General features: G+C 46.3%; 12 protein-coding genes. 8 read left to right on the plus strand and 4 right to left on the minus strand.

Annotated elements, in window-relative coordinates; translation table 11 throughout:
* The first annotated feature begins 27 nt into the window (after positions 1–27).
* On the plus strand, positions 28–1,215 hold the full coding sequence (locus ACHUET_RS01975; RefSeq protein ID WP_394210197.1) for an isovaleryl-CoA dehydrogenase: 1,188 nt from the start codon (positions 28–30) through the stop codon (positions 1,213–1,215).
* Positions 1,216–1,366: 151 nt separating this feature from the next.
* Here ACHUET_RS01975 and ACHUET_RS01980 read toward each other — a convergent pair whose 3' ends face one another.
* Complete coding sequence (locus ACHUET_RS01980; RefSeq protein WP_371531488.1) at positions 1,367–2,095, minus strand: pantothenate kinase; 729 nt, start codon at positions 2,093–2,095, stop codon at positions 1,367–1,369.
* A gap of 58 nt (positions 2,096–2,153) precedes the next feature.
* Positions 2,154–3,098, minus strand: a complete 945-nt coding sequence (locus tag ACHUET_RS01985; RefSeq protein WP_394210199.1) for a biotin--[acetyl-CoA-carboxylase] ligase — start codon at positions 3,096–3,098, stop codon at positions 2,154–2,156.
* Positions 3,099–3,264: 166 nt separating this feature from the next.
* On the opposite strand from ACHUET_RS01985, the gene ACHUET_RS01990 reads away from it, so the two are divergent.
* The 7 genes from ACHUET_RS01990 (at position 3,265) to ACHUET_RS02020 (ending at position 15,815) form a co-directional block, all read left to right on the plus strand.
* Positions 3,265–4,068 (plus strand): sulfite exporter TauE/SafE family protein, encoded by an 804-nt coding sequence (locus ACHUET_RS01990; RefSeq protein WP_394210344.1) that lies wholly within the window; start codon positions 3,265–3,267, stop codon positions 4,066–4,068.
* Positions 4,069–4,118: 50 nt separating this feature from the next.
* A complete protein-coding gene (locus ACHUET_RS01995) occupies positions 4,119–5,060 on the plus strand; it encodes a hypothetical protein (RefSeq protein WP_394210201.1) in 942 nt (313 codons plus the stop codon).
* A 66-nt stretch (positions 5,061–5,126) separates the two neighbouring features.
* The gene (locus ACHUET_RS02000; protein WP_394210203.1) at positions 5,127–9,077 is read left to right on the plus strand and encodes an AAA family ATPase; all 3,951 of its coding nucleotides are present in this window, start codon (positions 5,127–5,129) and stop codon (positions 9,075–9,077) included.
* Between the two features lie 215 nt (positions 9,078–9,292).
* Complete coding sequence (locus ACHUET_RS02005) at positions 9,293–10,309, plus strand: cell division protein ZipA (RefSeq protein ID WP_394210205.1); 1,017 nt, start codon at positions 9,293–9,295, stop codon at positions 10,307–10,309.
* A gap of 296 nt (positions 10,310–10,605) precedes the next feature.
* Entirely contained in the window at positions 10,606–12,720 is a 2,115-nt protein-coding gene (ligA, locus tag ACHUET_RS02010; RefSeq protein WP_394210207.1) for an NAD-dependent DNA ligase LigA, read from the plus strand.
* 3 nt (positions 12,721–12,723) lie between these two features.
* Entirely contained in the window at positions 12,724–14,787 is a 2,064-nt protein-coding gene (locus ACHUET_RS02015; protein WP_394210209.1) for a tetratricopeptide repeat protein, read from the plus strand.
* A 167-nt stretch (positions 14,788–14,954) separates the two neighbouring features.
* Positions 14,955–15,815, plus strand: coding sequence for a MauE/DoxX family redox-associated membrane protein (locus tag ACHUET_RS02020; protein ID WP_394210211.1), 861 nt, complete (start codon positions 14,955–14,957; stop codon positions 15,813–15,815).
* Between the two features lie 36 nt (positions 15,816–15,851).
* Here the strand turns inward: ACHUET_RS02020 and ACHUET_RS02025 are convergent, their stop codons facing one another.
* On the minus strand, positions 15,852–16,421 hold the full coding sequence (locus tag ACHUET_RS02025; RefSeq protein WP_394210213.1) for a hypothetical protein: 570 nt from the start codon (positions 16,419–16,421) through the stop codon (positions 15,852–15,854).
* A 208-nt stretch (positions 16,422–16,629) separates the two neighbouring features.
* On the minus strand, positions 16,630–17,040 hold the full coding sequence (locus ACHUET_RS02030) for a hypothetical protein (RefSeq protein WP_394210215.1): 411 nt from the start codon (positions 17,038–17,040) through the stop codon (positions 16,630–16,632).
* Between the last annotated feature and the right edge of the window lie 163 nt (positions 17,041–17,203).

Genomic DNA, 17,203 nt, shown 5'->3' on the forward strand with positions numbered 1-17,203 from the left:
ATGAAATACCAAAAACAAGGAATGGTTATGAGTTTACCTGGATTAAATTTTCAGCTTGGCGAAGATATTGACGCGCTACGCGATGTCGTACAGCAGTTTACGGCCAATGAAATCGCCCCGCGTGCAGCAGAGATTGACAGTAGCGACGAATTCCCGATGGATCTGTGGCAAAAGATGGGCGATCTGGGTCTACATGGCATCACCGTCCCTGAAGAGTACGGCGGCTCCAACATGGGCTACGTTGCCCACATGGTCGCGATGGAAGAAATCAGCCGTGCATCAGCATCGGTAGCACTGAGCTATGGCGCACACTCTAATCTATGTATCAACCAAATCAAACGTAACGGCTCTGAGGCACAAAAACAAAAATATCTACCAAAACTCATCAGCGGCGAGTTCATCGGTGCATTAGCAATGAGTGAGACCGGTGCTGGATCAGATGTCGTTAGTATGAAACTAAAAGCAGAAGAAAAAGACGGCAGCTACGTGCTGAATGGCAGTAAAATGTGGATTACCAATGGTCCTGATGCTGATGTGATGGTGGTCTATGCCAAGACCAATCCTGAGAAGGGCGCTAAAGGTATGACTGCCTTTATCGTTGAAAAAGGCATGGAAGGCTTTGGTACCGCGCAAAAGCTAGACAAGCTTGGCATGCGTGGTAGCCATACGGGTGAGATGATTTTTAACAATGTGACCGTACCAAGCGAGAATATCTTGGGTGGCCTAAACGAAGGCGTTAAGGTACTCATGAGCGGGCTAGATTATGAGCGTGCCGTATTGGCTGCGGGCCCAATTGGCATCATGCAAGCAGTAATGGATAATGTCGTGCCTTATATCCATGACCGCAAGCAGTTTGGCCAAGCGATTGGCGAATTTCAGTTGATCCAAGGTAAAGTGGCAGATATGTATACCATATTGCAAGCAGGTCGTAGCTTCTTATATACCGTTGGTAAAAACCTCGATATGCTAGACGCGCGCGGCGCTGGTCATAGCCGAGAAGTGCGTAAAGACTGTGCCAGCGTGATCTTATGGTGTGCCGAAAAAGCCACATGGATGGCAGGTGAGGGCATTCAAATATTTGGTGGTAATGGCTATACCAATGAGTATCCGCTGGGACGTTTTTGGCGCGATGCTAAGCTGTATGAGATTGGCGCAGGTACTAGCGAGATCCGCCGTATGCTGGTCGGTCGTGAGCTGTTTAATGAGACCAAATAATAAAAGATTAGAGCAGTAGCTAGCAAAGCGCAGTAGCTAGCAAAGCGCTGGTTTTATAAAGAGAAAAGCACCTATCAAAAAAGCAGCACGCTTTAAACGTGCTGCTTTTTTTGTCAGTGTGACAATGTGATGTTGAGTTAACTATGACAGGTTATGACTTATTACGATAATCAAAATACCGTGCTAATCCATTTAATAACAAATCATCACGTAAGCGTACAGGGCGATTGACATGCTGCGAGATAGTGGCTGCATCGCCGCCCGTCATGATGACTTCAAAGTTTGGGTGACGACGACTAATCTCATTAACCGCACCAACGATAGAGAGCAAGATGCCACGGTGCACGGCGTCTTGGGTGGTCATGCCTTGGCTGACACTATCAAACGTGCCGTTAGAGATGGTGATTTGCTTGGTTCCAGAAAACAGAGACTCGCGTTGCAAGTAGATACTGGGGAAGATATAACCACCCAAATGCTCAGCATGATCAATCAAGTCAATCGTCACCGCCGTACCGCAGCCGATCACGCATTGGCGCTTTTTCTTATCGACGGCTCCGAGCATCTGTAGCCAGCGGTCACAGCCGAGCTGCTGGTCATTGTAAGCACTTTTCATCAGTGGATGCGCGGCATCAACATGGACAAACTCAAATGGAATGTTCAGACGACTGAGCGTCTCTGATACTTGGGCATTGAGCGCATCGCCCAGTACCGACGAGATACCAATAAAATCGGGCGCATAACGCTCAAAGCGGTCAGTCAGACCCATGAGTAATTCAGCGGGTGCTTGTAGATGCTGCTTGGCATCATGTGAGACTATCTGCCCGATATCGTCGGTCAGCCAGTATTTTAGGCGGGTATTGCCAAGATCAAGCCAGAGCATAAAAATCCCTTTATATAGCGCTCGTTAATAATAGTGCTCGTCAGTTTGGTGGTTAAGCCTAATAAATAACGTCAATGCGTCCAGTAAAAAGCGTAGAAATCTTACCGTTATCTTGCTGCAATTGCAAACACCCATGAGTATCCACGCCGCAAGCTAACCCCGTTATCACTTGCTTTTTATTATTATAGTCTTGTGTAACGCGCAATCGCAGACCTGATAGTGCATCCATCGCTGCAAACTGCTGCAAAAATCCATCTAAATAATAGGTGTGGCCTGTTGGTTTTTCGATGGATAAATGCTCAAAGCGTGTCATCGCTGCCATGAGTGCCGTCGTCATTTGCTGATACAGCGTTTGTAAGTCTGGCAGGCTCGTGGCAGCTGCCACTTCTGGATGTAGCAACCCATGGATGTCTTGTAAGCTGATCGCTTGATAACTCATCCCCTCAGACGTTTGAGCGGTGAGCTTTGGTGCGGCTTGTACATTCAACCCAATACCCAGTACTACACCAACCAGCTTGCCAGATTTGGTCACGGGTTCTATCAAGATACCAGCGAGTTTTTGAAAGGGTAGTGTTTGCTGATGTGCCTCACCGCTATCCAATGACGCACGCTTAACATCTTGAGATGGATAAAACCCTAAGTCATTTGCCCATTTCACCCCAATTGGTGTCAATCCTTGCGCTAGTAGCTGTTCATTCAGTGTTTGGATGACAGGCATTTTTGCCAGCTCAAGGCCAATAATTAAAGACAATAAACCACTAACTGGCATATGCACGGGGTGATATAGCGACAGATAGACATTGCCGCGCGGCGACTGCCACGAGCGCCCATGTTGTCCACGTCCAGCGCTTTGGGTCTCTGCGGTCAAAACGTGCACGGCTGCGATATCTAACGACCCATCTTGCAGTGCTGCGATCAGCTCGCTATTGGTTGAGGCGCTACTGGCAACGTGACGGTGGTTGAGATCGGATAAATGGCTTGAAAAACTGGTGAGTGTTGGCATAGGTTTAGTCGATGTGGTTAAGAGAAACTTTGATATACTAGGCGGTTGTCAAAGACAGCATAAAGGTCACGTTAAGATTTGGCAAATACAGTTGAGTGCGCCAAGAAATCAGTAAGTATGAAATAAAATTAATACTAGGCCAGTATTATAAAAGGTTTGTTCTATGATGTTATATGTGTGGTTTGTGATTGCAGGGGCGTTTGCAGGTGTCAGCGCAGGGTTGTTTGGCGTGGGCGGCGGCATGATTATCGTTCCCGCACTGGTCTGGATTTTTACCGCTTATGACTTTTCGCCAGAAGTGGTGACACATTTAGCCATTGGTACGTCTCTTGCGACCATCGTGATCACTTCGATCAGCTCACTGACGGCTCATAATAAACGCGGCGGTGTCCGCTGGGAAGTATGGCGCAAGATGGCGCTCGGCTTGGTGGTGGGGAGTTTGGTCGGCGCTGGTATCGCAGATATGATTGATGGTCAGGCGCTACAAGCCATAATCGGTGTTGGCGCGCTACTGGTTGCGCTAAAAATGCTGTTCTTTTCTAACAAAGAGCAAGTAGGTAAGCCGTTGCCGCCTGCTGGGATACAGTTTGGCGCAGGTACGGGCATTGGTATGGCATCGTCTATCTTCGGTATTGGCGGTGGTAGTTTGACCGTACCGTTTTTGAACTGGGCGGGACTGCCGATGAAGCAATCGGTCGGTACGTCGGCGGCGTGCGGTCTACCTATTGCTCTAGCTGGCGCAGCTGGATTTGCTTGGTTTGGTCAAGATGTGGTTAATCTGCCTGAGGGCACCATCGGGTTTGTCCACGTCACAGGATTCTTATTTATTTCGGTGGCGAGCTTTGCCATGGCAAAAGTCGGTGCCAAGCTTGCCCATGTATTGCCTGCTCTGATGCTCAAGCGCGCGTTTGGCGTGCTACTGATATTTGCAGGAGGGCAGTTGTTATTAAGTGGATTGGGTGTGTTATAGCAATCTCAAATATTTGTCGTAAAAAATGTAAACCATGAGACATTATTAGTATGAAAGCAGCAGAAAAATATCGCCGTGTTTTTGGCTCAATAAATCATTTAAAAGACCAGCTATCATGGACGACTGGTCTTACGAATATGGTAGAGTTTTTGGCGTGGGAGCCAAAGCAAATTCTTGGAATCACCAAAAAGCAATATGTGCGCCAAATCATCGAATGGGCAATCGATCCAGAGCTAGCAGGAAAAAACCTAGAAGAAGTTGAACACGCCGTCATTAAGAAACTCAATGCAAAAATGCATGAGTCTGAGCAGTTAAATACTTATTCACCGAAAACGGTAGGCATCTGCGATCCTAGAGAAGCTATTCGCCGAGTCGCGTTTTTCTCTGAGGACTATTTAAATAAAGAGTTCGATATCTTTTTGAGTTTATGTAGTGATGTCTACTTAGACTCATTTTATCAGCAATTCATCACCTTTGAGCCAAATGGGTCGTGGTCGACACATGGCAACAGCGGATTGTTTGAGGCCAGCACAGAGCTCAAAGCGATGTATATGGACAACTTGGCCTACAACCATCAGGCGAATGTGCTGGTTGCCAATGAATTGAAATTCAATGGTCGAAAAAACCCAGATCAGTTGCTCAAGTACTGCGTGATGTATGAGCATTTGCTCGAAAAAGGCTTTATCGATAAAGGGGCCAAGTTTTTGTTGTTATTCATCGGTGGTAATGCGCTAGAGCATAATAAGCAACGCTTAGCCGACCGAGAGCTAGCACTATGTCACAAAAGACCCAAGAAATATCAGCATCTCTTAAGACCAGAGCTGTTGGAAATCGTCGATCATTTACAAGTGGCCAGTCTCACGTGGTCAGCATTGGTTGCGTTCAATCAGCGCTACTTAGCAGAAAATAACGTCTGCCAAGTCGAACAAAAACTGCTGCTTGGGTTTCACGAGAGCCTGAAGGCAAAATCGTTTATGCACTTAGATGTTTAACCCTAAAAACTCACGACAATTTCAGGTAGAATAGCCGCCTGTTTTCGCCATATCAACTGACTATTCATGCTTTTAAAATCCCTAAAGCTGGCAGGTTTCAAATCTTTTGCCAACCCAACGACCTTTACCTTTCGTCATGGCATCACTGCCATCGTCGGGCCAAACGGCTGCGGCAAATCCAATGTGATTGACGCCATTCGCTGGGTGCTGGGTGAAACTTCTGCCAAGCAGCTACGCGGCGGTGCGATGAGTGATGTTATCTTTGCTGGTACGCAAGACAAAGCGGCCAAGAGTGTTGCCAGTGTCGAGCTGACCTTTGAGCATACCCAAGATGAGCAGACGGGCATTCGACATGAGTTTAACTTGTACCAAGAGCTGTCGGTTCGCCGTCAGGTAAATAAGGATGGCCGCTCAGATTACTTTATCAATGGCACGCGTTGTCGTCGCCGAGATGTGGTCGATGTGTTCTTGGGAACAGGGCTGGGTGCGCGCAGTTATGCGGTGATTGAGCAAGGTATGATTGGGCGTATTGTTGAGTCTAGCCCTGTACAACTGCGTGAGTTTATTGAAGAGGCAGCTGGGGTCTCGCGCTATCAGGCGCGCCGCGAAGAGACGCAAAAGAAGCTTGAGAAAACAAGAGACAATCTAGCACGTCTGCACGACATGCAAAGCGAACTACTGCGGCAACAAAAAACACTGTCTAAACAAGCAGCGAGTGCGCAGCGTTACGAAGAAATCTCTCTCACCTTGGCTGATATTGAGCAGCAGCTTACCATTCAGCAGCTCTACCAAGCCAAGCACAATCAGCAGCAGCAAAAAATCAAATATGAGCGCAGTACGGCTGAAGTGTCAACATTGCAAGCCGATTATGACACGCTAAAAGCTCAGCAAGATAAGCTCACCGCTCGTATCAACCAAGAGCAATGGCTCAAAGATGATGCCCAAAGCGCGCACTATCAGCAGCAGCTGGGCTACCAAACTGCCGAGCATCAATTGAGCGATGCCATTTCACAGCTGGCAGCCATTGAGCAGCAACTGTCTCACTTAGCGCAGCAGCGCGAGCAATCACTCGCTGATATCGAACGACTCAACGCTGAACAAGCTGAGCAGAATCAAGCGCTAGAAGCGTTACGCCCACAGCTCGCTGAGCTGACTCACAAGCGCGATGACTACAAGCGTAATGAGCAACCATTGCAGCGTGCATGGCACGACGCACAAAACCAGCTATCGCGCTTGCAAGACAAGGCTCGCACGCTTGAGCAGCAGCAGGCGATTAATATCCAAGCACAAAAGCGCCACCAGCAAAGCTATGATAAGTGGCAACGCCGCGAGCAAAATTGGCAAAACCTCTGGCAGCAATTGCAGCAGTCTATAGCGCCATCTGCCAGTGATAATGATGTTAGTGCCAGTGCTGATGCAAGTCAGGCAGCGGATAAGCGCGACCTAAGTCAAGCGCTAGCGCAGCAAGTCACTGAACTGAGCACAACGTTACAGCAGATTGAGCGTCAACGAGAGGGCGTGGACGAGCGTCTATCTGACATACAACCGCAAGCGCATCATTTGCAGCAGAGACTGAACACGCAGCAGCGCGAGTTGAGCGATGATGAAAAACGTCATGCACTACTCGCAGGCGAATACGATACGCTGCATCAGATACTGCACCCTAAACCTACAACGAACTCTCAAAACAAAGCAGCTGTAACAGGCAATAGCGATAGTGGCGTTGTAAATACACAGCAATTGGCTATTACAACGCTGCGTGAACAGATTGAACTGAGCGCGAAGGGGCAGGCGCACGCACAGCTACTCGATAGTGTCTTAGCGTTATGGCTAGACAGCCATGTGCTGGTTGCTCACCAACAAGCTAATCAAATCAAGCAATCAGGCGTTAACAATGCTAATGGCGTTTCTCAAAAAGCTGACAGCTTATGGCAAGTACTGGAACATGATATTACTGATTTACTGACTTATCAAACCGTACAAAACACGTCAGCCAGTACAAAAGAAAAAACACTAGCAACGGCTCATAGCTTATGGTTGCCTGCGAAACAAAATAAAACCAGAGACAGTGCCTTTATTAGCGACTTACCAGATAGCTTAACTGATAAAGTATGGCCATTATCACATCTGATTGCTCAGCCTGCGCTTACGCTTTGGCAGCAGTGTTATCTATACACAGCGCAGTTTGAATCTGATAGCGAACATGATATTAACGTATTTGCCGATGTCCTAAAATCATTACCGCCATCCGCGCTTCTGCTGACTGCCGATGGCTGGGTCATCAGTCGTCAAGGCACGCTTAATTTGAGTAAGCTCGCTGGCGCGCAAGACGATCAAAGCGAGGGCAGCAGTCAGTTTCTCACCCAGCGTTTGGCGCAGCGCACGCGTTTGCAAACGCTAGAAGACTTGCTAGATGAGTTTGAGAGCAAAATCCACGATCGGCAAAAATCCATTGCAAAAGACCAGCGCGATTATGACGCACTGATGATTAGTCTAGAAGAAACGCGCGCACAAGCTGAGCAATTAACCCGTGATAAGCATCGATATCAGCAGCAACTGACGACTGAGCGCGCCAATGCGGAGCGCTTGCAAGCAGATAGCCAACGCTTAAATACTGACAAAGTGACACTTGAGCAGGAAAAGCAAGAGCTTGCGCATGAGGCGCAGACACTTATTCATGAGCAGCAGGATATCGAAAGCGAAATCGCCACACTCACGCCGCAAATAGCAGAGGCACGAGCGACCAATCAGCAATTACAATCTGAGCGCAGCGAGCTAAACCGCACACGTCAAGCCGATGATGAGGCTTGGCAGGCACTGCAGCTACGTATCCAGCAGTATGAGATGCGCCTAGAGCATAGCGTTAGCAGTCTGGCTCGTGCAACCGAGCAATATGATAAGTCATTAGAGAATGAGCAGAGTCTACAGACGCGTCACAAGCAGCAGCAAGCTAAATTGCCCGATCTGCAAGCCGCATTGCATAGCGCACAGACAACGCGTGATGAGCAGCAAGCGTTATTGAGCGAGCGTGATAGCGCTCTAACGGCACTAAAGCAAGCGTATTCTGAGCAGCAGACGGCATTTGATACGTTGCAAAACACCTTGCAGACGCAGCAAAGCGAACTTGCACAGCACGCAACTGAGTTGGCACTGAGTGCGGCACGTTTGGAGGATGCAAGTAGACAGACGCAAAGCGCTTTAGATGCTTATACTCGAGTGAGTGAGAAATACAACGCGGTATCAGAACCCGCGCAACAAACCATGAGTGTCTCAAATTTGCTAGCAGATTTTATCGCTCATGATCGCCGTGTGCGCCCAGACAAAATTGCTGAGCTGGAGTCCGAGCGCGCCAAGCTTGCGCAGCAGCTGAGTAAAATTGGTGCCGTCAATCTGGCTGCCGTCGCAGAGTTGGCTGAGGTCGATGAGCGTCTAGAGCCACTCGCGCAGCAGACCACCGATATTGCCGCCAGTATGCAGACGCTGACTGAAGCGATTGCTTCGATCGATGAGACGACCAAGACGCTATTTATGCAGACGCTCGATGCAGTCAACAATGAGCTGGCTAATTTGTTTGCTAAAGTGTTTGGCGGTGGGCAAGCCAGTCTGACATTAAACACAGACGAGATGCCAGCCAATACGCCAAAGTCAGAACAATGGCGGGCAGGGCTGACCTTGATGGCGCAGCCAAAGGGTAAGCGCAATAGTCGCTTAGCCGTACTCTCTGGCGGTGAAAAAACGCTGACCGCGCTTAGTCTTATCTTTGCGATATTTAAGCAGCATCCTGCGCCGTTTTGTGTACTTGATGAGGTCGATGCACCGCTCGATGATGCCAATGTTGCGCGCTTTACTAGCCTCATTCATGAGCTGGCAGATGATTTGCAGTTTATCTTTATCAGTCATAACAAACTGACGATGCAGATCGCTGATGAGCTAAAAGGTATCACCATGCCAAGCGCCGGTATTTCTACCCTAGTCAGTGTGTCGCTCGATGAAGCCGCGCGTTATGTAGAGAGCTAAGACCAAAAAAGCCAAAACTAAAAGCGCTATGAGAATCAAAGCGATGCAAATATAATCAATCCATCGGCATAAATACAAATATGCTTGACCTCAGTCCAGCATACTGGTTATAAAGTACACAATGTGGTGACGACATGGGTCAGCCATGCTAGAATATTGCCATTTATGCTCGTTTGTGTATTCCCTTTTGTTATATATACTAGGATGTATTTATCATGACCGCTATTCAGTTTGTATTGATTGCCATTGCCGCGTTTATCGTGCTCGCAGGGCTGTTTATGGTCATTCGCAGTTTTAAGCGCCGTAATGGTGCTGAAGCTGCTGCGGTCAATTATGATAAAAACGGTATTCCCATCATACCGCGTCATGAGCGCAATATCGTTGATCAGCCGGACTTTGATGATACAGTTGCTGGCGAGACGAGCATTGGCCCTGACCGCACTTATCTGAATGCTGTCGTTGAAGAAGAGCCATTGACGCAGCCTCATACCAACGTCGATGCCCAGCTGACCGCTGAACGCGACACTATGGCAGATGAAGATCATGACGTCATCGACAATGAAGACTATGCGCGCTGGCAAGAAGAGCAACGTCGTGCTGATAATGCTGAGTTTGTAGAAGCGGCTGATCAGATGCATATCGAGCAAGAGCCTGATGCATTCTCTAGCCTCATGTCAGCAACAGATAGCTTGATGCCATCGATTGATACCGCAGAAGAGCCAAGCTTCGACAACAACAGCCCGATACTGGATCAGCATTTATCAGAGTCAGGCGATGATGCGCAAAACGGCCCTTTGATCAATGCCAAAGACAACATCAACATCACTATCTTGCCGCACCAATATCGCGATCGTCCAACTGCGATTATCCGTGGTCGTGACCTGCTAGCATTGATTGATAAGTATGGTTTACGCTATGGCGCGATGAATATGTTCCATCGTTATGAGCAAAAAGACGGCACGGGTATGCTGTGGTTTAGCATGATGGGTATCACCGACAGTGGTATCGCGCCATTCGATCCGCATAGTGTCGCGACCAACACTTACAATGGTGTAGTCATGTTTTTATCATTGCCACATCCACAAGCCGTGCGCAGCTTCGATAGCATGATGAGCATTGCTTATATGATGGCAAGCGATCTTGATGCGATTATGCTCGATGAAGAGAACCAGCCAATCACGCCTGAATACAAGCAGCAGCTGCGTAACCAAGTTCGTGATTATGAAGGCTAAGTGCTCAAAGGCTTATCGTTCAGTGGCTAAGTAGATCAACTGCTAAAAACAGTTATAGAGTGTTAAAAAGGCAAATAGCGATTCACGTTATTTGCCTTTTTTAATGGGCTATAGTTTCTGCAAAAATCTAGAGTCGGTCCAAGATAATTTAGATACAAGGAAGGTGAGTGAAGTGCTACACGTAGTAGACTGATCGAGCCTAACACAGTAGCTGATTTATATAGGATTGACTATACCGAGCTTCCTGTAAACTTGTTATCATATCGGCATCTTGAATGACAAAAAAGACACCGACTATGACTGACGCTACCTCACCAAATAATTCTAAAAATCCATCTCCTCAAGTACAAAGTGCGACATCTAACATAGCCAGTTTGACCGATGATAGTGCCAAAAACAGCGCAGAGATTATCTCGCAAATGCGCACGCTTATCGAGTCGATAAAAACGCACAATTATGCTTACTATGTGCTTGATAATCCAATCTTAGAAGACAGTGAGTACGATCAATTGCGCCGCTCGTTGCTTGAGATTGAAGAAGCATATCCAGACCTGATACAACCTGACAGTCCGATCAATCAAGTCGGCGATATGCCGCTCTCAGCCTTTACCCAAGTCACGCATGATATCCCGATGTTATCGCTGGGCAATGTCTTTGAATACGATGATTTGCGTGACTTTATGCGCCGTGTTAACGACCGCCTTAGCGTCTCACAGCAAAACCCTGAGTATGAGATGGAGCTAAAGCTTGATGGATTAGCCGTTTCATTAAAATATGAGCATGGCAAATTTGTCCAAGCGGTCACGCGCGGTGATGGGCAGACAGGCGAAGATATTACCCAAAATGCCAAAACCATTCGTAATCTACCATTATGGATCGCCGATGCCGCTGATATCGAGCTGTTAGAAGTGCGCGGTGAAGTACTGATGCCAAAAGCAGGGTTTGAACGTCTCAATCGATTGGCGGAAGAGAACGAAGGCAAAACCTTTGCCAATCCACGCAATGCCGCTGCTGGTAGCTTACGTCAGCTCGATCCAGCGATAGCAGCCAGTCGTCCATTGGCATTTTACGGCTATTCGGTCAATCAGGGTTTGCCTGAGAGTGTAGACACCCAATCAGGGGCGCTGGCGTGGCTCACCGAGCTTGGCTTTACCGTCAGTGCCGTAGAAGTGGTCGCCAATCCACGCGCCGCACAGACCTATTATGAGTCTGTGATAGAAAGTCGTGCCGATTTGCCATTTGAGATTGATGGTATGGTGATTAAGGTCAACAGCCTTGCATTACAGCAGCAGCTTGGCTTCTTATCTCGTGAGCCGCGCTGGGCAACGGCCTATAAATTTCCTGCCGAAACGGTGATGACGCGCCTCAACGATATCGAATGGCAAGTCGGACGGACAGGGCAGATAACCCCAGTCGGCAAGCTCGAACCTGTCAAAGTCGGCGGCGTCACCGTCAGCAATGTCACCTTGCATAACTTTGGTGAGATTCAACGCTTGGATGTGCGCGCAGGCGATATGGTCAGCGTCCACCGGGCGGGCGATGTGATCCCCAAAGTCACCCGCGTGTGGCATGAGCAGCGCCCAGCGGACAGCGAGCCAGTCACGCTACCTTCGACTTGCCCTGTCTGCGACTCGCCTGTTGTCCTGCCAGAAGATGAAGCATTGGCGCGCTGTACGGGCGGTCTGTTTTGCCCAGCGCAGCAGACCGAGGCGCTCATTCACTTTGTTTCACGCCGTGCGATGGATATTGATGGACTTGGTGCAAGTTGGCTGATTAGCTTCTTTGAACATGGTCTGATCAAAACCGTCGCTGATATCTATCAGTTGCACAACCATGCAGATGAGATGGTCACCTTTGAAAAACTGGGTGAAAAATCGGTACAGAACATCATCAGCGCCATTGAAGCGAGCAAGCACACGACATTGGCTCGCTTTATCTATGCGCTAGGTATTCGCGGTGTGGGTGAAGGCACAGCACAGAACTTTGCGCAGCAATTTGGTGATCTTGACGCATTAATGACTGCCGATATTGAGACCTTGATAAAAACGCCAGATGTCGGCGAAATCACTGCCGAGCTAACCTATAAATTCTTTCGTGCCCCGCACAATATCGAAGTCATCACCGCACTACGCGAGGCTGGCGTGCATTGGGGTAAAGTCGAGCAGGTCGCCTCAGAAGGGCTACCACTCGATGGGCAAACGTGGGTCATCACCGGCGCGCTCGATAGCATGGCGCGTGATGAAGCCAAAGCCAAACTGCAAGCACTAGGCGCAAAAGTCTCAGGCAGCATCTCGGCAAAAACCACTGCGCTACTGGCAGGGGACAAGGCTGGCTCGAAAATGGCAAAAGCGGAAAAACTCGGCGTCAAAATTGTAGCTGAGGAAGCGTTTTTGGCGATGGTTGGGGAGTAGGGTATGAATATTGATGACATGGAAGGTCTAGACGAAGAGACTCGTAAAAAAATTGAAGAGTTGCAGAAGGTGACGCGTGAGAGAGATGGAGGAGAGGCTTTCGCAGATGCTCAATTCAACATAGGAAAAATATTTCAAGAAAATGCTAGTGACGAAGAGGCGATTGCTAAATGGCGTACTGTAGAACGTTATGATGATGTAAAAACATATGCTAAAGCGCAGTGCAACATTGGATTTCTTTTGGAGCGAGCAAGGAATTTTGAAAAGGCTTTACTAGTGTGGGAAGCGATTCAGCATAAAGACTATCCACCTGCATATGCTAAGGCACAAGTCGGTATTGGTTTAGTTTTGAAACAAAAGAAAGACTTAAAAGGTGCTTTGTCAATATGGGGAAAAGTTAAGCGCTCTGATGATTTAGTAGCGTATGCTAGAGCGCAATTTAACACTGCAATACTATTTCAAGAGATGGATGATAATAGAAAATCGTTATATGCATGGCGCAAAATTGAGTATTCTGATGATGAGAATTTATATGCTGCTGCACAATTTAATATCGGATTAGTCCTGATAAAGCAAAACAACGTAGAAGAAGCTTTATCAACATGGAGTAATATTAAGCGTTTTGATAATACAGAGTTGTATGCCAGAGCGAAATTTAATACTGGGTTTTTATTGAAATATAGAGTTGAACTTGAAGGAGCAATGGACGAATGGGGTGAAATAAAACGTTCTGATAGCTTAAATATATTCTATAGCGCTCAATTTGAAATAGGAAAAACCCTTCTTGATAAAAATGTTGAGAAAAGTGCTCTTGAAGCCAAGAAGTACTTTTTAATTGCAAAACAGTTATTTTCTTACGAATCACATTGCTATATAAAAATATGTGATTTATTAAGAAGAGATAATGATAAAGTATCAAGAATAAAGTACTTAAGATTTTTTGAAAGAATTTTGAAAACTGTTGATATTCTAAAGATAAAATTTATAGACTCAAACAGTAAAAGTCAATGTGCTGAAAGAAAGCTTGCTCATTACACCAGTACTGATGTGGCTAATATTTTATTAGATGAAGTTGGTAATAAAGAGCCTACTAAAAAACTACGTTTGAATACTATTAGTAACATGAACGACCCTAGTGAAGGTCAGCTACTTAAATTTTTTCTGAATAAGGAAAAAGATACAGTTTATAACTCTGCAGATTTTGATGAAAGGTTTCATGCCTTTTTTAGTTGTTTCACTTTCAATCACGATAGTCTAAATCAATTTCGACTTTATGGTAAGAAAGATTACCTAGAAGCTTCTGGTGTTAGTTTAGTTTTCACTCAAAAATTCTTTCAAGATAATAATTCTGGAGGTCTTTCGTTCCTATCAATTGATTCGTTTTCTCAAAAATTGACAGGAAAAAGTATTTCTCCTGATTTTGGTTATGATGATATCGAGAATCAAGACAAGTCTAATAGTGATTTAATAAGTAAAAAACAAGTAATGCGTTGTATTTACTTAGATCCAGAAAGTGGATATATCCAGTTAGCACAGCGTAATAGGCTTACTTTTTATCGCGAATTTGACTGTAATAATATTATAGTAGATAAAGGTAAGGATTATGCAGAAAAAAGTCTCGCAGAGGAGATGTGGGAAAATTACTCTGATGAAATGGCTAAAAAAACTAATGATTTTATAGAGTCTTTTAATATTCTGAAAAGTGATTATGAAAAAATAGTTAGTGAAAACACAAAAATTCGAGAAAGTTCATTAGATAAATTTAACGAACTTGAAGTGTTATTAGATGAAATTCTTCTACCATTGAAATACCTAATCAAACACTCTGCGTTTCAAGAGGAGCAAGAGTGTCGAATGATATATATCACTTCACTTGATAAACCTGAAGTAAAAATGGAGTTTGGTAGGTTTCTATATGTTGAGTATGAGCCGGACGTAAAACAACATCTTGATAAAATTTATATAGCTCCTGCTGCCACACAATATCAGCCTTATTTAGCTAAGCTGCTTTGTGATACAAACGTAAAAATCGAACTATCGAACAATCCCTACCGCCAGACTTCGTAATAAAATAGTAGCGTGTGATACGAACCAAAACACACGCTACCACTTATCATTAAACCTAACAAAGTTAACAAGACTGATTCAGATTGCCCTTACCGATGCTTATAAGATAATAGTCATCAGAAAAACTATTATCAAGCAGTGAATAAGCAAAGCGTAAGGAGCGCGTTATGGCAGACCATATCAATCATCAATCTGATACCGACACTATAGATAGTAGCCAAAGTCCGCAAGTACAGCATCTTATTGATACTCTGCAAGGCGAGCATATCCAAAAGAAGGGCGGTCAGTCTGCCATTATCTTTCGTATGGTGATGCCAGACCATCTATGCCCGTTTGGCCTCAAATCAATCGATGCGCTCAAGCACGCAGGCTATGACATCATTGATCGCCATATCACGACCCAAGATGAGAATACACTGGTCAAAGAGACGCTTGGGGTCAAGACCACGCCGCAGACCTTTATCGATGGCAAGCGCATTGGCGGCAATGATGATCTGCAAGTATTTTTGGGTAATCAAGAACCCGAGACAGACGACGACACCACGTACGCGCCCATTATTGCGATATTTGCTGTTACCGCGCTGATGACGTTGGCATTATGCTGGGCATTTGCCGTCAGCGTCTTATCGATCCAAGCGCTTATGTGGTTTGTCGCGCTGTCCATGTGTGTATTGGCGATTAAAAAGCTTGAGGATTTAGAAGGGTTTACGACGGGGTTTTTGGGCTATGATTTACTCGCACGCCGCGTGGTACGCTATGCCTATGTGTATCCGTTTTTAGAAGCGTTTGCCGGTATCGCTATGCTTGCCGATCAGCCGTGGCTCAATCCAATTGCGGGTCTGGTTGCCTTTATCATCGGTATGATCGGCGGGGTATCGGTTATTAAAGCCGTCTATATCGATAAGCGCGAGCTAAAATGCGCCTGCGTCGGCGGCGATAGTAATGTGCCACTGGGCGCGATTTCTTTAACCGAAAACGTCATGATGTTCGGCATGGGCAGTTATATGCTGATTCGCGCTTTATTATAATCAAATGATTTGAGGATGCGGGACAAATATACCGAGCTACTCCGCCATTTCCCCATGCGCCTTAGCGTCACCTTTTTTGCCATCTGGTTTGATCACAATAGGTAATACCAACCCTTTAGCAAAGTCGTCTGATAATACATAATCATAGCGACTGGCAGCGACATCGGGCGTAGTATGAATGACCAGCGTCATCTCGTTGCCATCGGTCAGCTCATGTGAGACATAGGTTTCGCTCAACTGATCCAAGACTTTGGATAGGGCTTCGTTGCTTGCCATACTGATAGTGAGGTTGTGCTGTGCGGTCGCCGCGTCCACATCGAAGAAATCCGCATAGTCTCGGACGTTTTGACTATCAATCGCAAACGGATACTTGTAGTTGGTGGGGTCAGCAGGCTTTGTTCCACTATCGACTAATGACCAATCTATCGTGTCGGCAGTCGGCTTTCCTTCTGCTGTCGATGGCTCGGCTGCGGTATCTGCTGTCGCCACTGTGTTCGCTGCTTGGTCGGTGGTATCAACAGAAGAGTCGGTATTATTATCGCAGGCTGTCAGTGCCCACATACTCGCCGTTGCCATTACCATCATACTGATCAGACGCTTCGCCATCGAGTTATCCTTTTTATCATTGCTTATTATTAATGTGTGCTAACGGCTATTTTGACAGCTTTCTGTGTGCTTCTCTAGCAAAAACCAACGAGCAATGGTTACAAGAATATAAGCCAGATAGGCAAGCCTCATAAAAAGCGCATAAAAAAACAGCCACCCTAGGACGACTGTTTCATTTCGCTATCATTTTCTATGTATGATTGGCGGATTAGATTTGGCAGTTTACTTTATATTCTGTGCCGCTCGCCCATTTGATCGCAAAGATACCTTTGTCATCTTTCATATGCCATGCATAGATGGCTTCTGGATTTGAATCGTTGACATAGCTTGCGACGTCGCCTTTGACGCCACCGTTTAGTACGAGCTTTTGCTCTGTCCATTTAACTTTGGGCAAGGTAGCATTGAGCATGACTTGCTTTTTGTTAATAGACTGCTTTGCCATGATTTTGCTGCCATCAGTACAGGTATATGGGGCTGCTGCCATGCGATCATAAGCGGCAGTGACTTTTTCTGGCGCAGGGGTATCAGTCGTATCTGGCGTAGCAGGGGCGGTAGTCGCACAAGCGCTAAGTAGGGCAAGGACTGGTAGGGTAGTTGCAATTTTAGTGATGGTATTCATCGTTCTCTCCAAAAGTATTACTGGTGTCATTTACTTGTTCTTAATAATGCGTTTAGCATATGAGGCTTATAGTAGCGAAAACGAAGTATTGCCGTGTTAGAAATTGTTCATTACCTATTAGCTTCGTTACCCAATCGCTGACTAATGTAACTTACCATCGCCA

Source organism: Psychrobacter piscatorii (genome assembly GCF_043641605.1).
Lineage (GTDB): Bacteria > Pseudomonadota > Gammaproteobacteria > Pseudomonadales > Moraxellaceae > Psychrobacter > Psychrobacter piscatorii_C.